The sequence below is a fragment of the Rhodoferax sp. P2_H8_2 genome (genome assembly GCF_056403235.1).
Genome location: NZ_JBFUFW010000005.1, coordinates 252866 through 275226 on the forward strand (window position 1 = coordinate 252866; position 22361 = coordinate 275226).

General features: G+C 58.4%; 24 protein-coding genes and 1 tRNA gene. 22 read left to right on the forward strand and 3 right to left on the reverse strand.

All coding sequences use genetic code 11. The features are described from left to right. Positions 1–24 precede the first annotated feature (24 nt). From AC1DV6_RS11600 to AC1DV6_RS11650, 11 genes are all read left to right on the forward strand, one after another. Entirely contained in the window at positions 25–462 is a 438-nt protein-coding gene (locus tag AC1DV6_RS11600; protein WP_477977620.1) for a DUF6691 family protein, read from the forward strand. A gap of 3 nt (positions 463–465) precedes the next feature. Beyond that, positions 466–2163, forward strand: coding sequence for a SulP family inorganic anion transporter (locus tag AC1DV6_RS11605; protein WP_477977621.1), 1698 nt, complete (start codon positions 466–468; stop codon positions 2161–2163). A gap of 133 nt (positions 2164–2296) precedes the next feature. Further along, complete coding sequence (locus tag AC1DV6_RS11610) at positions 2297–2866, forward strand: YceI family protein (RefSeq protein WP_477977622.1); 570 nt, start codon at positions 2297–2299, stop codon at positions 2864–2866. Between the two features lie 223 nt (positions 2867–3089). After that, on the forward strand, positions 3090–3521 hold the full coding sequence (locus AC1DV6_RS11615; RefSeq protein WP_477977623.1) for a DUF6152 family protein: 432 nt from the start codon (positions 3090–3092) through the stop codon (positions 3519–3521). Positions 3522–3565: 44 nt separating this feature from the next. Then, the gene (locus AC1DV6_RS11620; RefSeq protein WP_477977624.1) at positions 3566–4375 is read left to right on the forward strand and encodes a hypothetical protein; all 810 of its coding nucleotides are present in this window, start codon (positions 3566–3568) and stop codon (positions 4373–4375) included. A 46-nt stretch (positions 4376–4421) separates the two neighbouring features. Continuing rightward, complete coding sequence (locus AC1DV6_RS11625; protein ID WP_477977625.1) at positions 4422–5435, forward strand: hypothetical protein; 1014 nt, start codon at positions 4422–4424, stop codon at positions 5433–5435. Between the two features lie 317 nt (positions 5436–5752). After that, positions 5753–8542 (forward strand): TonB-dependent receptor, encoded by a 2790-nt coding sequence (locus tag AC1DV6_RS11630; protein ID WP_477977626.1) that lies wholly within the window; start codon positions 5753–5755, stop codon positions 8540–8542. Between the two features lie 34 nt (positions 8543–8576). Further along, positions 8577–9041 carry a rhodanese-like domain-containing protein gene (locus AC1DV6_RS11635; protein ID WP_477977627.1) on the forward strand — a complete coding sequence of 155 codons (465 nt, stop codon included), beginning with the start codon at positions 8577–8579 and terminating at the stop codon, positions 9039–9041. Between the two features lie 15 nt (positions 9042–9056). Then, entirely contained in the window at positions 9057–9551 is a 495-nt protein-coding gene (locus AC1DV6_RS11640; protein ID WP_477977628.1) for a DUF6644 family protein, read from the forward strand. Positions 9552–9560: 9 nt separating this feature from the next. Next, the gene (locus AC1DV6_RS11645; protein ID WP_477977629.1) at positions 9561–10022 is read left to right on the forward strand and encodes a DUF6644 family protein; all 462 of its coding nucleotides are present in this window, start codon (positions 9561–9563) and stop codon (positions 10020–10022) included. 19 nt (positions 10023–10041) lie between these two features. Next, the gene (locus AC1DV6_RS11650; protein WP_477977630.1) at positions 10042–10647 is read left to right on the forward strand and encodes a hypothetical protein; all 606 of its coding nucleotides are present in this window, start codon (positions 10042–10044) and stop codon (positions 10645–10647) included. Positions 10648–10684: 37 nt separating this feature from the next. On the opposite strand, the gene AC1DV6_RS11655 is transcribed toward AC1DV6_RS11650, so the two are convergent. Then, complete coding sequence (locus AC1DV6_RS11655) at positions 10685–11575, reverse strand: dienelactone hydrolase family protein (RefSeq protein ID WP_477977631.1); 891 nt, start codon at positions 11573–11575, stop codon at positions 10685–10687. 288 nt (positions 11576–11863) lie between these two features. Here AC1DV6_RS11655 and AC1DV6_RS11660 point away from each other — a divergent pair, with 288 nt between their 5' ends. The 3 genes from AC1DV6_RS11660 to AC1DV6_RS11670 are packed head-to-tail and all read left to right on the forward strand — an operon-like array spanning position 11864 to position 13870. Beyond that, on the forward strand, positions 11864–12637 hold the full coding sequence (locus AC1DV6_RS11660) for an energy transducer TonB (RefSeq protein ID WP_477977632.1): 774 nt from the start codon (positions 11864–11866) through the stop codon (positions 12635–12637). A gap of 42 nt (positions 12638–12679) precedes the next feature. Beyond that, on the forward strand, positions 12680–13435 hold the full coding sequence (locus tag AC1DV6_RS11665) for a MotA/TolQ/ExbB proton channel family protein (RefSeq protein WP_477977633.1): 756 nt from the start codon (positions 12680–12682) through the stop codon (positions 13433–13435). Between the two features lie 30 nt (positions 13436–13465). After that, the gene (locus AC1DV6_RS11670; RefSeq protein ID WP_477977634.1) at positions 13466–13870 is read left to right on the forward strand and encodes an ExbD/TolR family protein; all 405 of its coding nucleotides are present in this window, start codon (positions 13466–13468) and stop codon (positions 13868–13870) included. 35 nt (positions 13871–13905) lie between these two features. Here the strand turns inward: AC1DV6_RS11670 and AC1DV6_RS11675 are convergent, their stop codons facing one another. Beyond that, a complete protein-coding gene (locus AC1DV6_RS11675) occupies positions 13906–15039 on the reverse strand; it encodes a sigma-54 interaction domain-containing protein (protein WP_477977635.1) in 1134 nt (377 codons plus the stop codon). Positions 15040–15321: 282 nt separating this feature from the next. On the opposite strand from AC1DV6_RS11675, the gene AC1DV6_RS11680 reads away from it, so the two are divergent. Continuing rightward, positions 15322–15873: an RBBP9/YdeN family alpha/beta hydrolase gene (locus AC1DV6_RS11680; protein ID WP_477977636.1), complete on the forward strand. Its 552-nt coding sequence runs from the start codon at positions 15322–15324 to the stop codon at positions 15871–15873. 2 nt (positions 15874–15875) lie between these two features. Here AC1DV6_RS11680 and AC1DV6_RS11685 read toward each other — a convergent pair whose 3' ends face one another. After that, positions 15876–16412: an Rrf2 family transcriptional regulator gene (locus tag AC1DV6_RS11685; RefSeq protein ID WP_477977637.1), complete on the reverse strand. Its 537-nt coding sequence runs from the start codon at positions 16410–16412 to the stop codon at positions 15876–15878. A gap of 136 nt (positions 16413–16548) precedes the next feature. Between AC1DV6_RS11685 and nhaR the strand changes: the two genes are divergently transcribed. The 7 genes from nhaR to AC1DV6_RS11720 all read left to right on the forward strand — a co-directional run bounded on the left by nhaR (position 16549) and on the right by AC1DV6_RS11720 (position 22360). After that, complete coding sequence (gene nhaR / locus AC1DV6_RS11690) at positions 16549–17442, forward strand: transcriptional activator NhaR (RefSeq protein WP_477977638.1); 894 nt, start codon at positions 16549–16551, stop codon at positions 17440–17442. 121 nt (positions 17443–17563) lie between these two features. Beyond that, positions 17564–18565 carry a sulfate ABC transporter substrate-binding protein gene (locus AC1DV6_RS11695; protein WP_477977639.1) on the forward strand — a complete coding sequence of 334 codons (1002 nt, stop codon included), beginning with the start codon at positions 17564–17566 and terminating at the stop codon, positions 18563–18565. Continuing rightward, the gene (gene cysT / locus AC1DV6_RS11700) at positions 18566–19441 is read left to right on the forward strand and encodes a sulfate ABC transporter permease subunit CysT (protein ID WP_477977640.1); all 876 of its coding nucleotides are present in this window, start codon (positions 18566–18568) and stop codon (positions 19439–19441) included. Beyond that, entirely contained in the window at positions 19438–20325 is an 888-nt protein-coding gene (gene cysW / locus AC1DV6_RS11705; protein WP_477977641.1) for a sulfate ABC transporter permease subunit CysW, read from the forward strand. The genes cysT and cysW overlap by 4 nt, the downstream gene beginning before the upstream one ends. Before the next feature lie 21 nt (positions 20326–20346). After that, positions 20347–21462, forward strand: coding sequence for a sulfate/molybdate ABC transporter ATP-binding protein (locus AC1DV6_RS11710; RefSeq protein ID WP_477977642.1), 1116 nt, complete (start codon positions 20347–20349; stop codon positions 21460–21462). Positions 21463–21624: 162 nt separating this feature from the next. Next, positions 21625–21717, forward strand: a tRNA-Leu gene (locus AC1DV6_RS11715). A 13-nt stretch (positions 21718–21730) separates the two neighbouring features. Then, positions 21731–22360, forward strand: a complete 630-nt coding sequence (locus AC1DV6_RS11720) for a DUF6806 family protein (RefSeq protein WP_477977643.1) — start codon at positions 21731–21733, stop codon at positions 22358–22360. Position 22361 lies beyond the last annotated feature (1 nt).

Consider the following 22361-nt stretch of genomic DNA (forward strand, 5'->3'; position numbering starts at 1 on the left):
CCTATTCACTTGAGGAGTATTGCCATGCAGCACCGTATCTCAGAATTTCTGGTGGGCCTGTTATTTGGCTTGGGCCTGATCTTGGCCGGGATGGCGGACCCCAGCAAAGTACTGGGTTTTCTGGATCTGGCGGGTCGTTGGGATCCTTCGCTTGCCTTGGTGATGGGCGGCGCCATTCTGGTTGGCTTGGGCGCGTTTGCAATAGCCAAGAAACGCACCACAACTTTCTTCGGTGGTGCCATGCATCTGCCCACTTCGACTGACATCGACAAGCGGCTAATCGTTGGTAGCTTGCTGTTTGGTGCGGGCTGGGGGCTGGCGGGTTTTTGCCCCGGCCCTGCGATCGTGTCGCTGGGGGCGGGTCAGCCCAAAGCGTTGGTGTTTGTGCTGGCTATGGTGGCGGGCATGGCCGTGTTTGAGCGGCTACAGAACCGTTCACGTCCCACGGCGATTGAGGACTAAGCCATGTGTCAGTGGTTGCCCGCTTGGTTACGCCATTACCAGCGCGCCTGGTTTGGCAGCGATGTGTCGGCCGGCCTGATCGTGGCAGTGCTGGTGATTCCGCAAAGCCTGGCGTACACCTTGTTGGCCGGCCTGCCGCCCCAGATGGGGCTGTACGCCAGCATCCTGCCCGTGGTTGCTTACGCACTGGTGGGCTCCAGCATGACGTTGGCGGTAGGTCCGGTCGCCATTGCCGCACTGATGACTGCCAGCGCATTGCAGCCACTGGCGATAGCGGGCACGACCGAGTACGTGCAGATGGCCATGCACCTGGCGCTGATCTCGGGGCTGATGTTTTTGGCCTTTGGCGCACTGCGCCTGGGCTTTCTGGCTTACTTTTTGAGCCACCCGGTGGTCAGCGGTTTTGTATCCGGATCGGCCGTAGTGATTGCGTTGGGCCAACTCAAATACGTTCTGGGTGTCGCGGCCCCCAGCAGTTCCAGCTGGGCCACACTGCAAGGTCTTTTGAACGCTGTCCCCCATACCAATACCACCAGCCTGGGCCTGGGCTTGGGCAGCATGGTGTTTTTGCTCTGGAGCAAACGTTACCTCGCCAATACCCTTCGCCGTATGGGTGTCGCCATCCAGGCCGCCGACCTTTTGGCGCGCATGGCTCCGATTGTCGCGGTTGTGCTGAGCACCAGCCTTGTGGCGTGGGGTGGCTGGGACCTTGCCAGAAATGTGTCTGTAGTAGGTGCCGTCCCGGCCGGTTTGCCGGCCTTGGGTATGACGCTGCCGGGGCTGACCGAACTGGGTCAACTTTGGCTACCAGCGTTGCTGATTTCTCTGGTGGGATTTGTAGGCAGTGTGTCAGTGGCCCAGTCGTTTGCGATGCAACGTCAGCAACGCATTGCGCCGGACCGGGAGCTGTGGGGTCTGGGTGCAGCCAATGTGGCTGCTGCGCTGTCCGGGGCGTATCCGGTGCATGGCGGGCTGTCGCGCTCCGTCATCAACTTTGCCGCAGGTGCGCAGACACCGCTGGCCTCGCTTATTACCGCGGCTTCCATGGCGGTCATCATTTATTTCTTCACTGGGCTTTTCTATTACTTGCCGCTGGCCGTTCTGGCAGCCAGCATCATGGTCGCAGTGGCATCGCTAGTGGATGTGGCTGCGCTCAAAGCCAGCTGGGCCTATGACCGGGCCGATGCGTTGTCACTCCTGGCCACGGCGCTCGGCGTGATGGTGCTGGGGGTAGAAGCGGGCATTGTGCTGGGCGTCGCCATGTCGCTGGCGGCATTGGTTTGGCGCAGTAGCCATCCGCACATCGCTGTCGTTGGTCGCGTGCCCGGTACAGAGCACTTTCGTAATGTCGCGCGCCACGCAGTAGAGACTGTGCCCGGCTTGCTGGCGATACGGGTGGATGAGAGTCTGTTCTTTGCCAACGCGACCGTGTTGGAAGAGCGCATCGAAGAGCTATTGGCTGCGGATACAACTGTTCGCCGCCTGCTCTTGGTGTGTTCCGCGGTGAATCAGATTGACGCGACTGCTCTCGGCGTACTGACAGAGATGGAGCAAAGTCTTGGCAAGCGCGGTATCAGCCTGGAACTGGCGGAGGTGAAAGGTCCGGTGATGGACCGACTGCAACACACGGCTTTGGGGTCGCGTTTGAAGGGGCGGGTGTTCCAGAGCGTTCACGATGCGTTTATGCGCGCAACGCCATAAGCAAATAGCGAAGTGCATGAATCAGGTTGCCGCTAGCGGTTCGTGGCTTGGCATGCGGCTTGCAACTTGTCACATGTACCCATGCATTGGCGTCTTGGGTATTTTTATACGCTATTCAAAATAGGAACCAATAATGCATCGCAAATGGATACTCGCCAGCTTGTTGACCACCACAGGTCTGGCCCAGGCACAAAGCCTGAACTTCAATGTGGATCCTGCCCACACCTTCTCCTATTTCGAAATTCGACACAACGGCACCAGTACGATCCGCGGTCGCTTTGACAAGAAGGAGGGCACGGTAGCGCTGGACCGCACGGCCAAAACGGGCAAGGCTGACATCACGATTGATGTGAGCTCGCTGTCGACCGGTGTGGCCCCGCTGGATGCGCATCTGAAAACCAAGGATTTCTTCAATGCAGCTGAGTTTCCGACGATACGGTTCGTGGGTGACGCATTCAGCTTTGATGCTGGCAAGGTGACCGCCGTTGCAGGCACGCTGACGCTGCTGGGCAAGACGCTGCCGGCGACACTGAAGGCCACGTACTTCAATTGCTACGAGAACGCTCGCCTGAAACGCGAAGTGTGTGGCGGTGATTTTGAAACCACGATTCTGCGCAGTGCCTATGGCATGACCAATGCGTTGCCGCGCATTCCGGATGAGGTCACTATCAAGATCCAGATCGAGGCGATCCGCGCCGACTGAGACTACGCACTGTTGCCTGGCCAACAACCAGGCACCAGTGTGCTGTTGGACCTGGTGCAGCAAGACGCCACCTGGCTGCAGGGTCTTGCATTCATATTTTCAGAAAAGCCTTATGAAATCATGGACATAGGACTTATTTAGCGATCCTCCGTGCATCGCGCACAAGGTGGCACATCGTTTGCAAAGTAAGGATGAATTCCTTTTTACTTTGATGGAGAAAACGATGAGCAGTCTTTTTGGTAAGCGTGTATTTCGAACCGCAGTGGCATTCGCCGCGGTCGTGGGAAGTGTGTTGGCAGTGAGTCCACTCGCGCAGGCCCACCATGCGTTCGCAGCAGAGTTTGACGCGGCCCAGCCCATCGAAGTGCAGGGCACCCTGACCAAGGCCAAATGGGTTAACCCGCACAGCTGGATTTATCTGGATGTGAAGGTCGCAGACGGCACCACCGTCAACTACGGTTTCGAGTTTGGCGCACCCACTGCACTGGCCGGCAAGGGTCTCACCAAAGCCACGCTCAAGGTGGGTGACCAGATTCGTATCAAGGGCTACAAGTCCAAGAACGGTGGCCCGTTTGGCTACTCCGTGTACCTCACGCTCGCTGACGGTACGACATTCCAGACCGGTGGTGCACAGGACGCACCCGGCGCGCCCTAGTAGGCCGCCTCAGCAAACCTCACTATCTATTTCGGAGAATTTGTTTGAACACATTGAATTTCCAACGCCACGCGAATTCGCGGTGGTATCGATTCACTCGCCAGCTCGGTGCTGGCCTTTTGGTTCTGGGCGCATTGGCTACTTCGGCGGTATTTGCAGCCGACACGACCAAGCTGCCCAGACTCAACGGCAAGCCGGATTTCTCCGGCATCTGGCAAACCACCAGCGATGCCGACTATGGCTTGGAGCCGCACGGCAACCGTGACGATGCACCACCCAGCGTGGGCGTCGTCGAAGGCGGTGTCATTCCGTACTTGCCGCAGGCACTGGAGCAGCGCAAGAAGAACTTCGAGAAGCGGGACAACGATGACCCGCGTCTGAAGGGATTCACGCTGGGCACCCCACGGGGCATCTACTACCGCGCGCCATTTCAGATTTTGCAGCGTGCGAAAGATTTGACGCTGGTGTTCCAGTACGGCAATTCGGTGCGGACGATTTTTACCAATGGCACGACACACCCCAAGGGTGACCCGCAGGAATTCTGGCTCGGGGATTCACGGGCGCGCTGGGAGGGAGATACCTTGGTTGTCGATGTGGTGGACTTCGTCGAAGACACCTGGCTCGATCGTGCCGGTAACTACCACAGCGATGCACTGCACGTGGTGGAGCGCTGGAAGTATCTGGATGCCAACACCATTGAATACAAGGCCACGCTGGACGACGCCAAGGTATTCAGCCGACCCTGGACGATCAGCGTGCTGCTGCACCGCCACCGTGAGAAGAACTTCCAGCTGATTGAGGACTACCGCTTTACGACGACGTATGACGCGCTATATCCACCGCGCAAGCCATGACCAGCCGTCATCCCGAGTAGCTCAACCCATTCAGACAAAGGTATTTATGAAACACACAAACAAGCAACGCGGATGGCAGCGGTCGGCGCTGGTAGGAACGGCGCTCGCACTGGGCGCGGCACTGGCGCATGCGCAAACCGGCGCTGCCGCACCCACTCCACGGCCTGTCGCTTCCGCACCTGCAGGTGGGGGCATTGCCAATGAGAAATCCTTTCCGCAAATCGCACAAGGCAAATGGGCCGGCAAGCGTCTGGCAGATGGCCAACCCGATGTGCAGGGCTTCTGGTCCAACACAATTGCCAACCACAACAACTTCACCGATCCCCAGGGGGGCGTTGTCAATGACCCCAACCCACGCGCGCGGCCCAAGAATGCGCGCAACGAGCGTGCACCCAGCCGCGTGAGCGATCCCGTGGACGGGCAGATTCCGTTTCAGCCATGGGCGCAAGAGAAGGTGAAGGAGTTTCAGGAGTACTTCAACAACCCCATCAAGCCCCAATACATCGAGCCTTTGGCGCGCTGTGCACCGGCGGGCATTCCGAAGTCGCTGTACTGGCATGGCTACGAGATCCGCCAGTACCCGAACTATGTGCTGTTCCTGTTCGATTCTGGCTGGCGCATCATCCATCTCGATGGCAAGCCGAACTTGCCTGAGGCCATCAAGCTATGGAATGCGGATTCACGGGGCCGTTGGGAGGGCAACACCTTGGTGGTGAATGTCAGCAACAACAATTCCAAGGCGTCGTTTGGTCGCTCCGGAGAATTTGCCAGCGAGAACGTGAAGATTGAAGAGCGCTACATTTTTTCGCCCGACAACAAGCGCTACAACTATGTGGCTACCTTCACCGATCCGGATGTCTACACCCGCTCTTGGACTGCGACCATTCCCGCGCGCCGCTGGAGCCTGGATGGCAAGCCTGGAAGCTCCTGGCACTTCAAAGGCAAACCCGCCAACTACGAAGGCAAGGCGCCAGCGGGTGGCCCGGATACCGATCACTACGAGCGCATTTGCGTGGAGAACAACAACGGCTTTGGCGTCGCTGCCAAACCGGCGAGGTGAGATAGAAAACTAGAACAACACAAACGGGGAATGAGGACTTGGGGCTCTTGAAGGGGCCCCTTTTTTATGCCCGTTGATTGCTGCGTATGTGCATTGCAATGTTGCGTGGTGGGCACTGCGGTGCTGGTGTGCTGTTGCGAAAGCATCAGCGGATGGTCTTCGATTTTCATACATTGCGCTTTCAGCAATGAAGTCATAGCTGAAACCGGTCATTTCAGGTGTTTTCTCCTCTGAAAATCATCGAAATTGCATATGCATATATATGGCATGGACGTTGCTGATTTAGATCATTTTTCATCCATAAGAAAGCAGCAACCATGACGAAGAGTACGTTGGCGATATCTGCCACGACGACAAGATCCAGTGCCAGTGTTTTAGATCCACGTACGCGCTATCTGAAGAAGTTCCTTCCACATGCGGTCGCCCTTGCGGTTTGGGGCGCAGTAGGTCTAAGCCCTGTGCAGGCGGCAGACAAATCCACGGCCGAATTGGAGGCCGAAGTTGCCAAGTGGAAATCTGCGTACGAAAAATTGCTGCAGCAGACCGGCGGGACCTTGGCAGCCACTCCCACGCCGACCGCGGCGAAAACACTATCTGAAAAACCTGCGGAGGAATCGCGGCTGGGTGCAGTCGTAGTCAATGCCGAACGCATTGCCAGCCCGCTGGAGGCTTTGAAAGATGTGCCCAAGTCGGTCTCCGTGGTGGATGGTGACGAGCTGGAGCGTTTGGGCGCGAAGGACTTCACCGAAATCCTCAAGCGCGTGGGCAACGTGCAATGGAACTATGGAAACCCCAAGACTGGAAGTTTGTCCATTCGCGGTATCAGTGCCGGCTCTTCCGAGAGTATTGACCCCAGTCTGGGTGTGACGGTCGACAACGTGCCCTATGCCTACGTGGCGTTGGCCAGCGGTTCGGACTATGTGGATATCGAGTCGGTCGAAGTCAATCGCGGGCCGCAGGGTTTTGATGGTGGCCGCGCAACGACGATGGGCACGGTCAATTTCAAAACACGCCGCCCCACATTTTTTCCGGAAGCCAGTGCCTCGGTTACCTTGGGGCAACGCAATGCATTGCTGACCCAAGGCGCCATCGGTGGCCCTGTGGTTCCCGGACTGCTGGCCTGGCGCGGAACCTTCTATCGCAACCAGCAGGAAGGCGCCTATCTGAATGCCTACAAGGACATGGAAGACCGTTCCTCTTACGGCAACACTGACCGCACCTACGCACGTCTGCAGTTCCTGCTGACGCCTACGCCTGATTTCGAGGCGTTGATCAGCGTGGACTCCAAGCCCAAGGGCATCGAGTTTGTGAATGGTCTGTCGTATCGCAATGCCTACCCCACACCGTACTACGCCAACGGCGCCAATTACAACGACGTCAGCAGCAACGGTGTTGCAACCAAACTGGGCCGCAGCTACTTTCAGCAGGCGGGCAGCTATACCTATGCCGACTACCTGAATACGCCGATCAACGAAGACCAGAACAAGGGAATTCTGAACGGCAACAAGGGCTTCTCTGCCAATTTGACATGGACGCGCGACACGCAGGTGATCACGTCCACCACGGCCTGGCGCAACAACTTCTTTCAGGCCACCAATGACGAAGGCACGCCGTTTGATATCAGCAAAAACGGCGGACTGTTTGTGCATTACGACCAACTTAGCCAGGAGTTCAAGCTGGCCTCCAAACCCGGTGGTACGGTGGATTACGTCACTGGTTTCTACTACGGCCACACGGCATCGGATGCTGCCAGCCGCGCACGCTATGGCAGCGACGCAGGTGCCTGGTTTGCGACCCAAGCGCAGTACCTGATTCTGGACCCGCTGGCGACCTCCGCTTTGACGGCGCCAGGCCGCGCATTGCTGAAAGACTCGATCGACAGGCTGCGCAAGCAAACCCTGACGCTGACCGACAACATCTCGACCGCCATCTACGGCAAGGTGGACTGGCAGCTGGATAAGGCCATCAACCTGCCGCTGACTCTGGGCGCGGGGGTGCGGCTGACCAAAGAAGACCGCCGCACCAGCGTTGCGAACCAGGTGACGGAGGAGGGCTTTGGTGCGGATCTGAATCCTGGCACCGCCAATGGTTTCAACTCCAACGCAACGGGTGCCTTGACCACCAATACCGCAGCCCAACAAGCGATTGCAGACCGGGTCGCGCTGCGCTATTTCGGCGTGGCATACAGCGCGTTGACAGCGGCACAACGCCTGCAAGTCGCCACCGCCAAAGCCCTTCGCGCAGCGCAGCGCGGTACCGACGGGCCATTGGTGGACGCAACACCCTTCCAGGACACTATCCCCACCGGCGTGCTGAGCCTGACTTACCGCAAGGATGAGAACCTGTCCTTCTATGGTTCCTACCAGCGTGGCGGCAAGCCTGGCATTGCCCAACTGGGGACGGTGGCAGAAGCGACCAGCGTGCGCGCCGAAACGACTAATGCCTTTGAGTTGGGCCTGCGCTCCAGCAACAAAGACAAGACGCTGGTGGTCAACGCGGACGTGTATCTGCAGTATCTCAACGACTTCCAGACCGCCATCAACGTCGAGGACACCTCCAAGCCACTGACCAATCCGCCGACTTACACCTCCGTGACAGGCAATCTGCCGCAAGTCACGATCAAGGGCCTGGAGCTGGACGCCAACTACACCGGCTTGCGCAACATCAGCCTGCGCTTCTCAGGCGCCTACAACGAGGCGCGCTACAGCAAGAGCGTGTTTCTGGCGGGCCCGGAAGAAAACGGCAACGTGACGCCCAACGTGTTTGACGCTAACGGCTACACGTTACCCAATGCGCCCAAATGGTCCTACAACCTGAGTGGCCAGTTCACGCTGCCACTGAACCAGACCCACAAGACCCACGCGGATTTCAACTGGAACTGGAAAGACGGCTTCAACAGCACCGTAGGACAGTCCATGTACTCCTGGGTGCCTGCTTACGGCACATTGGATTTGGGCCTGGGTTACGGCAAAACCGACAGCTCGTTCGACATCACGCTCTTGCTCAAGAACGCGCTGGATAGCAGCAGCAAGACTTCGCCCACTGCCACCAGCTATGTGCCTACCAATCCACGCTGGATTGGCGTGAAGGTCAGCGCCAAGCTTTAACCCATCGCATCTTTTTCACTACCAAGGAACTTCCATGAACATCATTCGACTCAGCATCCTCGCACTGACTTTGACAGGCGCTGCACACGTGGCCTGGGCACAAGCAGCGGCACCCACTGCTGCAGCCACCGCCAAATCTCCGAAGCTCACCCGCATCGACGTCGACGCGTTGCTGTCCAAGCCCGATCAGGTCGTCATTCTGGATGTGCGCCGCCCGGACGAACTTACTTCCATCGGCGGCTTTCCGGTGTATCTGAGTATCCAAAGCAAGGAACTGGAAAAGAATCTTGCCTACGTTCCCCGCGATCGCGCTATCGTGACCGTGTCCAATCACGCGGCGCGCGCGCTGAAGGCGGCTGATTTTCTGGCTTCCAAGGGTTTCAAGGTAGCAGGCGCCATCGGCGCGCAGGACTATGAGGCGCAGGGCGGCACGTTGAGCAAGATTGCACCACCACCACCCAAGGTCGCCAGCGCTGCACCTGCGGCCCAGGCCCAATAGCACGGGAGCGTGCAGATGCCTACCATCATCACGCTGGCGCAGGCCATTGAGGACAGCGCCATCGGTGTAGCGATTGCCGAGTCCACCATCGCATTTCCGTTGCTGGAAGGTTTGCATCTGCTGGGTCTGGCCTTGTCGTTTGGCCTGCTGGCAATTGCAGATTTACGCTTGCTGGGTCTGGTGCTGCACAAGGTCCCTGCAGCCGACGTTCTGAACCAATTGCGGCGCTGGGTGTTTGTGGGCTTTGCAATCACTTTCATCACCGGTGGACTGTTGTTTTGGTCGGAGGCCGGCCGCATCATTACCAACACGGCCTTCATTGCAAAGTCCGTGCTGATGCTGCTCGCGCTGATCAATGCCGCAGTATTCGAAACCCGGATTGCGCCGCGCGCTATTGAGTGGGGCGAGGCGGTGCGGGTTCCCGACCAGGCGCGCCTTGCGGCGTTTGCATCACTCAGTCTGTGGCTGCTGGTCGTACTGACCGGTCGCCTGATTCCTTACCTCGCCTGAAAGACGACCATGAATTTTCTCGCTGCGCTGCAGGCCGGGCCTATCGGTCAAATCATGACGCACCACGGCGTGCTGGTGGGCGCCATTTTCCAGTTCGTCCACATCCTCGGATTGGTATCTCTGCTGACTGCGGTGTTGATCGTGGCCTTCCGGTTGTTGGGTTGGGGCTTGACGCAACAAAGTGTTCAGGAAGTGACCCAGTTCGCGCGCCCCTTCTTTTGGGTGGGCCTGATTGCAGCAGGTACTAGCGGCTTTGTGATGTTTGCATCGAATGCGAACACGTATGCAAGTCATCCGGCCCTCCAACTCAAGTTCGCATTGTTACTGGCTGCACTGGCTGTGCAGTTGGGTTGGGTGCGCTATCTGGTGCGGCAACCCCAGCCTAACGGTTGGGCGCGCAGCGGCGCCGTTGCGTCCCTGGCGCTGTGGTTCAGCGTGGGCCTGGCCGGACGTGCGATTGGCTTTATTTGATTTATCTCTGGATTCAACAATGACTACGAAATACCCTTACTTATCCCTTCTGGTGATTGCTTCTCTTGGGCTGACGCTCAGTGCCTGCCAGCCTGCAGGTTCGACGACGCAGGCTTCGGCTTCACCCGTTGTGCCGGCTACAGCCATACAAGACGCCATGCAGGCATTGGTGGATCCGTCTGCAGATGCCGTGTGGGACTCTGTGTCCACCACGGTGACGAAGAAGGGGGAGGAGGTCAAACAACCGCGCACCGACGAAGAGTGGAACGAGTTGCGCCTGCACTCGTTGCGCATCATTGCAGGTGCTGGTCTTTTGCAAACCGACGGCATTTCAGTGGTGCGCGATGGCGTGAAGATTGAAGACACGCACGAGACTTACCTGAACGAAGCCGGCATTGCGGCGGCTATCGCCAAAGACCCGGCCCAGTTCAAGGCTGCGGCCAAGACGCTTCAGGTTGCTGCCCAGGAGGTGCTGGTGGCTGTCAACAAGCGTGACGTACCTGCCTTGATCCAGCTGGGGGCCAAACTGGATGCTGCTTGCGAGCACTGCCATTCAACCTACTGGTACCCCAATCAGGTGGTGCCTGGCTGGCCCGCTTCACCGAGCAGCAAGCCAAAAATTTAGAGAAGGAGGGGCAGCGCCTGTCCCTCCTTCTCGTTGTTCAGGCCGCCAACTGGGTCTTGAAAAACGCCACCGTACGTTGCCAGGCCAGTTTGGCGGTTTCTGCGTCATAGCGCGGTGTGGTGTCGTTGTTAAAGCCGTGCTGCACCCCGGGGTAGATGAAGACCTCATAGCGTGTGCCAGCGGCTTTCAGCGCAGCTTCGTAGGCGGGCCATCCGGTATTGAGTCGCTCATCGATACCCGCGTAATGGATCAGGAGCGGCGCCTTGATTTTGGGTACTTCTGTGGGTGCCGGCTGCTGTCCATAGAACGGTACAGCGGCAGCCAGCTCCGGCACTTGGGTTGCGAGGTAGTTGGCAATGCCACCGCCGTAGCAAAACCCGACCACACCGACCCGGCCATTGCCTTGGGGGAGCGCCAAGAGCGCGCGCGTGGCAGCTACAAAATCTGCACGTGTCTTGGTTGCGTCCAGTTGGGGAAACAGCGCGCGGGCCTTGTCTTCGTCACCAGGGTAGCCACCCAATGGGGCCAGCGCATCCGGCGCGAAGGCGAGGAATCCGTCCAGTGCCAGGCGTCTTGCGATGTCCTCGATGTGCGGATTGAGGCCGCGGTTTTCGTGCACAACCAACACCACCGGGAGCTTGCCCCTGGCGTTGGCAGGCTGCGCCAGATAACCACTGACCTGCCCATTGCCATCGGGCGATGCGAAGCTCTGCTTGCGGGTCTGGATGCGTGGGTCGTTCGGAGCAACTACTTGGGCCTCTGCAAATTGTGGGCTCAACGCGGTGAGAAGTCCTACCGCGGCGGCAGTAGAGCCTGCAAAACGGGTGGCAGCTTCCAGAAACCCGCGTCGACTGAGATCGCCATGGACGTAGCGGTCGAACAGTTGCAGTACTTCGGGCTGGAAATCGTGGGCTGTAAGTCGTGTCATCAAAGGCTCCTGAGTATCGTTGGAAGGGTACTGGCGAGTAGGGCGCAGTGCCATCCTAGTGCGCAAATTGCAGGCCAGCTTTTTAGCGCCTGAAGTCCCTTGAAACCAGGTTCTCTGGGCTCTGTTTGTTGGTGCGCTGTTGGTTGGGCAACAGCCCGAGCGCCGCATCTGTTGCTCAACGGTCAGCAGGACGCCGAATTCATCGGAAATGGGACGATTACGCGTGGTTTTGCATGGCACGCCGTTTGCAAACAGAGATGTTCATTCTGTTGAAGAAGGGCCCACACCATGACCACTGCAACTGCCACATCCCATGCATTTCCAGGCGGCGCACTTCGCGCACCTGTGCCCACACCCCGCACTGCTTTGCGCCTGCTACCGGCCAAGGTGCTTGCTGTGCCCTTGGCCCAACTTGCACCTTTGAAAAGCACGCCGCAAACGTCACGCCAGCGTGAAACGTTCGCCTTGTTGCTCTTGGTCGCTGCGCTGCATGGCGCGCTGGCTTGGGGCGTGCTGAACCGCGCACCGCAGGAGCCAGTAGTCAAAGCGGCACAAGAGATAGAGCTGATTCGTCCACCTGAAATTTTGCCCGAGCCACCCAAGCCGGTGGTGCAACCCAAAACAGCCACACCCCCGCCCGCACTGCGCACCCCGGTGGCAGAAGCGCCTCAGCCCAATACGCTGACGGTTCCGGAGAACTTGACCGCCACACCAGGCACTGGTCCGGTGGTTGCTGCCCCACCCGCGCCACCGGCTCCTCCCGCCCGCGTGGAGGAACCCATCACCGAAGCCAATGGTGCCGCGGCCTATCTGAACAATCCGCCGCCGACCTATCCCAAAGCCGCGCAGCGTCTGGGTCTGCAGGGGCGTGTGATTCTGCGCGTGCATGTGCTGGCCAATGGCCGCGTGGGCAACGCAGAAGTGAAGGACAGCAGTGGCAAAGCCATTCTGGATGACGCAGCACTGACGGCAGTGCGTGGCTGGGTGTTTACCCCCGCGAAGCGCGGTGCCACGCCCATCGATGGCTGGACGCAAGTGCCCATCGAATTCAAGTTGTCCTGATTCCTCCACGCATTCGATTTCATTTACTTCAAGGAAAAATTCATGGCAATCTCCACCGAACTTATCGTCCCGGCCACACTCTGGACATTGGTCGGCTTCTCGGTCGCAACCTGGACGCTGATCCTGATCAAGGCCGTCCAGCACATCCGGCACGCGGGCCAAAACCGCCGCTTTACCAAAGCCTTCTGGGCGGCTGCCAACTTGCAGGCCGCAGCAGATTTGTCAGCCAGCCACCAGGGGCCAGCCGCGCGCTTGAGTGCAGCAGGTTTGCAAGTGTTGCGTGACGATGCGACCGATGTTGCCGGTGATCTGGAGCACACCGGTGACAGGCAAGACCTGCTGGAGCGCGCCTTGCGCCAGCAAATTCACAAGGAACGCGGGGCTTTGGAAAGCGGTCTGGCGGTGCTGGCCAGTATTGGCAATACCGCGCCATTCGTGGGTCTTTTTGGCACGGTGTGGGGCATCATGCACGCGCTAACCGATATCGGCAAAGCAGGCTCTGCCAGCCTGGAAGTGGTGGCCGGGCCCATTGGTGAAGCGCTTGTGGCGACGGGTGTAGGGATTGCGGTCGCAGTGCCTGCCGTGTTGGCCTACAACTTCTTTTTGCGCCGCCTGAAAGTGGTCAACCATGATCTGGATGACTTGGGCGCTGATCTGATTTCGCTGTCGCGCAAGAGTGGCTTTCGCATTCCGCGTGGCAAGCCGGTTGTTGCCGTAGCCACCGAGCGTCCAGCAACAGTGGGTGCAGTTGTCAGTGCACCTCGCGAAAGTTTGCCTCTGGGTACGCAGCCTGCCTGAGCAGCGAATTAACTCGCGGAAGGAATACACATGTCATTTTCAACAAGCAGCAGCGACGACGTCGTCTCCGAGATCAACATCACGCCTCTGGTGGATGTGATGCTGGTTTTGGTGGTCGCACTGATCGTCACCGCACCACTGCTGAACAACGCCATCAAGGTGAATTTGCCGAAGACAGTGGCAACCCAGGCGCCGGAGCCGCGCAAGCCGATTTCGGTCAGCGTGGATGCACAAGGCCAAGCCTACCTCGATCGTGAAGCACTGGCGTTGCCCGAGCTGGGTAAGCGTTTGCAGGCCTTGCATGACAGCTACCCAGATACGGCGGTTCACCTGAGTTCAGACGAAGCGGTGAACTACGGCAGCGTCGCCAAGGTGATGGCATTGGTCGAGCGCTCCGGAATCACCAAGGTCGCGGTGCTGACCAGCGCGCAGTAGGTTTGCGACACCTCCGCCCTGAGAGCGGAGGGTTGTTAGACGGTTTGTGCTTCGCGGCTGGAATGCGATGTTTCGGGAGTCCAGGTGTCTGCAATGGCTCGGCCACCTTCCAGCAGGCCAAAGCGTTTGAGCTGGGTGCGCAAGACATTGCGCGAGATGCCCAACAAATCGGCAGTGTGCACCTGGTTACGGTGGCAGTAGGCGTAAGCAGTGTGGATCAGTACACGTTCGATGCGCGCATACAAGTCTGTACCGCCTTCTTCATAGAGCCCACCGAGCACATCGGCCAGACGATCTACGGCGTTGCCCGTTGGTGACGCGGGCAGGGCGATTGGCGTTGGGGATGTGGCGGGCGCATCGTGTACATGCACACCGCGCAGCCGCAAGTCGCTGGCATTAACGGTGCCGGAGCTGTTCACGATCAGCGCGTAATGGATGACGTTCTCCAGCTCGCGGATATTGCCAGGCCAGCTGTATTGCAACAGCGCGGCGCGTGCATCGTCACCCAACCGAACACCCCGCAACTCCAGCCTGCGGCTGTAGACACCCATGAAATGCTCGGCCAAAGCGATGATGTCACCAGGTCGTTGCGCTAACGGCGCCAATGGCAGTACCGCCACGTTGAGCCGGTAATACAGATCGGAGCGGAAGTGGCCCGCTGCCACGGCTTGCTCCAGCTTCACGTTGGTAGCAGCCACTAGCCGCACATCGACATCAATCGGGCGACGTGACCCCAGGCGCACCACCTGGCGCTCCTGCAAGACGCGCAACAGCTTGACCTGCATGGACAGTGGCAAATCACCCACTTCATCGAGGAAGAGCGTGCCGTGGTTGGCCGCTTCAAACCAGCCCGCGCGCGCACCGGTAGCACCGGTGTAGGCGCCTGATTCATGACCAAACAATTCCGCTTCCACCAGGTTCTCGCTGAAGGCGCCGCAGTTCACCGCGACAAAAGGCCCAGTGCGTCCGCTTTGGGTGTGCACATGCCGGGCAATCAGTTCCTTGCCGGTGCCGGTTTCGCCAATGATCAGAACCGTCGCATCGGTCGCCGCGATCCTGTCCGCCTGCGCCAGCAGAGCCTGGGATGCAGGGTCATGGAACACCAGAGCCTTGGCGCGGATGGACAGAATTTGATTTTGAGAATCGGGTAGCGTGAGGACGCGCGTCATGGTGGAGCTTCGTAAAACGTGAGCCCTGAATGTATTGTTGCGGTGCAGTAAAGGGAACGAAGTTTTTCTGCTTTGCTTATGCGCAAGACATCGCATGTGAATGACTGGTGCCAAGTGAATGCTATCGTTTGTATAGCTTGCTACGCACGTCTTGAGCGCGTGAGAGGCCATTTTGTTTATGCACTTAATGCCATAAACAAATGGAAACTTAGTCGTTGGAGTTTGCAACGGTGCTACGCACAATCCGCCTTCGTTCAACAGTTGGCGTTTTTACGCATACCCATGGCCACTCTTGTCATCATTCCCGGCTGGCGCGATTCAGGTCCCGGCCACTGGCAAAGCCTTTGGGCCGACCAGCTGCCGGGTGCGGTGCGCGTGAACCAGGATGACTGGATATCACCGACGCGCGCCGCATGGGTCGGCGCGATTACGCGCACGATTCTTGAACAGGATGGCCCCGTGGTGATTGCGGCGCACAGTTTGGGTTGTATTGCGACGACCCATTTGCCGCCGGAAGCGGCCGAGCGCATTCAGGGGGCCCTGCTAGCCGCACCGGCAGACCCGGAGCGCCGTGGTGTGTTGGCCGACTTTGCACCAGTGCCTTACCAGCGCTTGCCATACTCCAGTATCGTCGTCGCCAGCAACAATGATCCTTATTGCCCGGTTCGTACGGCGGGTGCTTATGCGCGGGCCTGGGGCAGCGAATTTGTGCGCCTGCAAAACGCAGGGCACATCAATGTGGAGTCAGGCTACGGCAACTGGCCGTTGGGCCTGGCTCTCGTGCAGTCACTGCTGGCGCAACCGGTTAGCTCGGCTGCACCAGTCATTGCCTGATTTCAGCTCCGCGCAGGCCAGGCTTGCGCGAGTGCAAACACCGAGTTCGGCGCGTTGGGGCGCAGTGGCTGCAACGATACCGACTTGAACACGCCTTTGCGCGCAGGTTTCTTCACTTCTGGCTGGTAGCCCTTGGCGCGCTGTTCTGCCGCCAGGCTGTCCAGCGTGATCGTGCGCAGATAGTTCTCAATCGTCGAGTGCAGCGAATCCCACAGGTCCTGTGTCATGTCGCGGGTGTTGGGCGCGCGCTCCAGGATGGCCGCGGCGCTAGGCACTTCTTCAGCGTCTTCGATCGCGCGGATGATGTCGGCAACGGTGATGGAGCCACCTTGCTGCCCCAGCGTATAGCCGCCACCTGGCCCGCGCGTGCTCGACACCAACTGGTGTTGTCGCAGTTTGCTGAAGACCTGCTCCAGATACGACAGCGAAATACGGTGTCGCAGGGCAATGTCGGCCAAAGGGACGGGACCCGAATCGGCGCGCAAGGTCAGTTCGATCATGGCGGTGATGGCAAATCTGCCACGGGTACTCAATCGCATCGCAATTACTCCTAAAGCGCACAGGTGTTTGTGCATTGGGGACTTTAGGCACAACGATACTTCGTGTAAACTCGTATTTTTTATAAAATTACTTCGTATAAATCGAAGTGATAGAAATTTGCCTGAGGAAATACCAATGAATTTCAAGCATTTGTACTATTTCTGGGTGACCGCCAAGGCTGGAGGTGTGATGCGCGCAGGCGAGCAGCTGCACACCACGCCGCAAACCCTGTCGGGGCAGATCAATTTGCTGGAAGAGCGGTTAGGCCGCCAGTTGTTCCAAAAGAACGGGCGCAATCTGGAGCTGACCGAGGACGGTCGGTTGGCGCTGGGTTACGCGGATCAGATCTTTGCGCTGGGTGCCGAGTTGGAGACCGCGGTGCGCCAGGCCCACGGTGGCAAGCGAATTCTGGATTTCAAGGTAGGAGTGGCAGACTCGGTGACCAAATCCATCGCCTACCGACTGCTGGAGCCCGCACTGGATGTGGCCGAGCCGGTACGTTTGATTTGCCACGAAGGCAAGTTCCCCGACCTGCTGGCGCAGTTGGCGCTGAACCGGGTTGATTTGGTGATCGCAGATGAGCCCATGTCCAAGCGAATCAGCGTCAAAGCGTTCAACCATGCGCTGGGGCATACCAGCATGAGCTTCTTTTGTGTCCCCAAATTGCGCAAGAAGCTCAAGGGTGAGTTTCCCCAATGCCTGAACGATGCGCCTATGCTGATTCAGGGCTCGCAGGCCTCTATCCGCCAGCAACTGGAGGGCTGGTTGACCCGGCACCAGATTCACCCCCGGGTGATTGGCGAGTTTGATGACGGTGCGTTGATGACAGCGTTTGGTCGCGAAGGGCGCGGCGTTTTCATGGCGCCTACGGTGATGGAAGCGGAAACCGTCGCCCAGTTTGGCGTGGAAGTGATTGGGCGCAGCGATGAGTTGGTGGAGGAGTTTTATGCGGTGTCGGTGGAGCGGCGCATTACCCACCCTTGTGTGGTCGCAATTACCGATGCGGCGCGAGGGCAGCTTTTCAGTTGAAAACTTGGTTTAGATGCGAACCGGCATATACAAACAATAAACAATTCGTTGTGGTTTGAACGCCACTTGTCCAAAATCCATACCTTTACAGACTTCTGTATCACTCGCGCGGAAAATCACCATGAATTTCAAACAGAAAACATCGCTGGCGCTTGCTGCACTTGCGCTGACAGCTAGCAATTTGGTAGCAGCCCAGACGACATTGCTGAATGCCTCCTATGACGTGGCGCGCGAGTTCTACAAGGACATTAACGTCGCTTTTGCCGCCAATTACAAGAAAACCACCGGCAAGGACATCAAAATCGACCAGGCCCATGGCGGCTCCAGCGCCCAGGCGCGGGCAGTCAATGACGGTCTGGAAGCGGATGTGGTGACCATGAATACCACCACCGATGTCGATTTTTTAGCCAGCACCGGCGCGGTTGCCAAGGACTGGACCAAGAAATTCCCCAACAACGCTGCTCCGACCAGCTCCACGATGCTGTTTCTGGTGCGCAACGGCAATCCCAAGGGCATCAAGGACTGGGATGACCTCATCAAGCCCGGAGTGCAGGTGATTGTGGTGAACCCCAAGACTGGCGGCAATGGCCGTTTGGCCTATCTGGCGGCATGGGGTCAGGTGCGCAAGAAGGGTGGCACTGACGCGCAAGCCGCAGAATTCGTTGCCAAGTTGTACAAGAATGTCCCAGTGCTTGCCAAGGGCGGGCGTGATGCGACGACCATCTTTTTGCAACGCAATATTGGCGATGTGCTGATCACGTTTGAATCGGAAGTGGTGTCGGTGGACCGCGAATTTGGTGCCAACAAGGTGGACGCGATTCACCCCAGCGTCTCTATCGTCGCGGAGAACCCTGTGGCAGTGGTCGAGCGCACAGTGGCCAAGAAAGGCACAGCCGATGCAGCCAAGGCCTACCTGAACTTCCTGTACTCCGACGAAGGCCAGGAAATTGCTGCGCAGCATGCGATTCGCCCGATCAATCCGGTCATTCTGAAAAAGTACGCCAACGTGTTCAAGCCGATCAGCCTGTTCCGTGCAGAAGACTACTTTGGCTCGTTTGCTGAAGCGCAAAAAGTGCACTTCAACGACGGCGGCCAGTTCGACAAGCTCTACACCGTCAAGTAAATGACCGCTGCAGTTTTGGCGCCCGGGCTGGCAGCACAGCCCGGCAAGCGCGCCGCGCGCCGCGTATTACCCGGCTTCAACATCACGCTGGGTTTTACGCTGTTTTATCTCAGCGTGATTGTGCTGATTCCGCTGTCGGCGCTGTTCTTCAAGACCTTTACGCTGAGCTGGGACCAGTTTGTCGTGGCCGTCACCAGTCCGCGCGTGATGGCCTCCTACCGGTTGACGTTTGGCGCTTCGTTTCTGGCTGCACTGGTGAACGCATTCTTCGGTTTGCTGTTGGCCTGGGTGCTGGTGCGCTATGAATTCCCTGGCAAGAAGATCGTTGATGCGCTGGTGGATCTGCCATTCGCACTACCGACCGCTGTCGCCGGTATTTCGCTGACCGCCTTGCTGGCCAGCAATGGCTGGGTGGGCAGTATTCTGGAACCCTATGGCATTCAGCTGGCGTTCAACCCGAATGGCGTCGTGATTGCGCTGATCTTCATTGGCTTGCCTTTTGTTGTGCGCACGGTGCAGCCGGTGCTGGAAGATGCTGAGAAAGAATTGGAAGAAGCGGCAACCTGCCTAGGCGCCAGCCGCTGGCAGACTTTCCGCTACGTTATTTTTCCAACCATCGCGCCCGCGTTGCTGACCGGTTTTGCGATGGCCTTCGCCCGTGCTATTGGTGAGTACGGCTCGGTGATCTTCATTGCTGGCAACATGCCCATGGTGTCGGAGATCACACCGCTGATCATCATTGGCAAGCTGGAGCAATACGACTATGCAGGAGCCACAGCCGTTGCCGTGGTGATGCTGGGCATTTCCTTCATCATGTTGATGGTTATCAACGGCCTGCAGGCTTGGCAACGCCGACGTTCCGGAGGCAAGACATGAGCGCCGGTCAAGTCGCTCGCCGCGCTAGTTCGGGCACGACCGAACCTGCATGGGTCAAGTGGTTGCTGATTGGGTTGGCCTTGGGCTTTGTTTTTCTGTTTCTGGTGTTGCCGCTAGCTGCTGTGTTTACCGAGGCATTGCGCAAAGGCGTTGACGCCTATTTTGAAGCCTTCAAAGAACCTGATGCCTGGAGCGCGATTCGTCTGACGCTGATTACTGCGGCGATCACCGTGCCGCTCAATCTGGTGTTTGGTGTCGCTGCCGCTTGGGCGATTGCCAAATATGAGTTTCGCGGCAAGGCGTTCCTGACCACGCTGGTCGATCTGCCGTTCTCGGTGTCGCCGGTGGTTGCGGGCTTGATTTATGTGCTGATGTTTGGTGCCCACGGCTGGTTTGGCCCCTGGTTACAGGCGCATGACATCAAGATCGTATTTGCAGTGCCAGGCATTGTGTTGGCCACGATCTTTGTGACTTTCCCGTTCATCGCCCGTGAACTGATTCCGCTGATGCAGGCACAAGGTACTGATGAGGAGCAGGCTGCGATGGTGCTCGGCGCCAATGGCTGGCAAACCTTCTGGCACGTTACTTTGCCCAATATCAAATGGGGTTTGATTTACGGCGTCATCTTGTGTAATGCCCGCGCAATGGGCGAGTTTGGTGCGGTGTCCGTGGTGTCCGGCCATATTCGTGGTCAGACCAACACCATGCCGCTGCACGTGGAAATTTTGTACAACGAATACCAATCGGTTGCGGCATTTGCTGTGGCCTCACTGCTGGCGCTACTGGCTTTGGTGACGCTGGTCATCAAGTCGTTTGTGGAATGGCAGTTTGAGCGCGACCAGAAGGCTGCAGCTAGTTTGCCGCCTGAGCGTCCGTTGGCTTGAGAGATAGATGGAAAGAATCGTATGAGTATTGCAATCCGCAACGTCAGCAAAGACTTTGGCAACTTCCACGCGCTGCGCGATGTGAGCCTGGATATTGAGTCCGGCGAACTCGTTGCGCTGCTGGGTCCATCCGGCTGCGGCAAGACCACGCTTTTGCGCATCATCGCTGGGCTGGAAACTGCCGACCGGGGCCATATCCTGTTCAGCGGCGAAGACACCACCGACGTGCATGTGCGCGAGCGCAATGTGGGCTTTGTGTTCCAGCACTACGCGCTGTTCCGCCACATGACAGTGTTTGACAACGTGGCCTTCGGTCTGCGGATGAAGCCGCGCACAACGCGTCCATCCGAAGCAGTGATCAAGCAAAAGGTGATGGATCTGCTGGGTTTGGTGCAATTGGACTGGCTGGCGGATCGCTACCCAGCCCAGCTCTCTGGCGGCCAGCGCCAGCGCATTGCGCTGGCCCGCGCGCTGGCGGTGGAGCCCAAGGTGCTGCTGCTGGACGAACCGTTTGGCGCATTGGATGCCAAGGTGCGTAAGGAGTTGCGCCGCTGGCTGCGCCGCCTGCATGATGATTTGCATGTCACCAGTATCTTTGTGACGCACGACCAGGAAGAAGCGCTGGAAGTAGCAGACCGCGTGGTGCTGATGAATGCAGGCAATGTGGAGCAGATTGGCTCGCCGCAAGAGGTTTGGGATCATCCCGCGAGCCCGTTTGTGTATGGTTTCCTGGGCGATGTGAACCTGTTCCAGGGGCGTGCCCATGAAGGCGAAATGCATATTGGAGAAGATCAGCACGGCGTGCGTCTGGCCAGCCCGGAACACAGCCAGGCGCAGGATGCCAAGGCCTTTGCGTATGTGCGCCCGCACGATCTGGAGGTCCGGCGCTACAAGTCCGGTGAAGAGGGCAATGTTCAGGGGTACCAGCAACCGCGCGGTATTGCTGCAAAACTGGTACGCGCCATTGTGGTCGGGCCGATTGCCCGGCTTGAGCTGGTGCCACTGGATGGGTCTGCGGCCCAGCAAGACGGCGTGATCGAGGCCCACATCACGGCCCATGAGTTTTCGCAGGCCGCCTACAAGGAAGGTGAGACCCTGGTACTAACACCGCGCAAGGGGCGCGTGTTCGTCGCCTGAGCTTGCTTTCAGGGGGCTGACGCCCACCTATAATCCACTGGCGCTTTGGCAGACTTCTCCATGGAATGTTCCTGCAAAAGCGCTACAGTGGACCAATGTGCAGTCTGCTGTCATACCGTAGTCGTTTGGCGGGGCAATTTTGTTCCACAATAGAACAACTGTGCCCGAGTGGTGAAATAGGTAGACACATCGGACTTAAAATCCGCCGCTTCGTGAATAACGGGCGTACCGGTTCGATTCCGGTCTCGGGCACCATTACACTTTAGCCATGCCACGTTACAACGCGCCCTTTGAGATCCACGTTCATGGCCAGGTGCCGTTGCGCGCCGACGTGAAATTCGAGCAACTGCAGGAGGCACTCAAGCCGCTGTGGAAATACGCTGGCGCCAAGTCCCTGACGGACGGTGCAAACAGCAGTTACGAAGATGAGCCAGGCATCAAGTTCGATGCCCAGGACCACCTTCTGCAGATGTGCTGGACCGTGCCGGGCGATGACGACTTCAGACATACGCTGGACGAAGTCTGCATGAGCCTCAACGAACTGGCTGCCGGTGGCGCAGCGATTGAGATTACTTTCTACGACGCTGAATTCGACGAGGAAGATGGCCCAAGCGGCGGTGAGTCGCGCGACGATTTCATGATGTTGTTTGTCGGCCCCACGCCGGCGGCGATCATGCAAGTACAGCGCGATTTGCTGGTGCAGGACGTCGTCAATTTGATGGAGCGTCACTTCGATGGTGCAGAGCTTGGCGGCGTGGTGGCCGAAATTGACAAGCTGTTTACCCAGCGTTTTGATGCGCTTGTCAGTTCGCTAGAGATTGGCAAGCCACCGCGTGGCACCGGAGGTCACGGTGGTGGCGGGCATGGTGGCGGACGCAAGCCGCGCCATCTGCATTGAA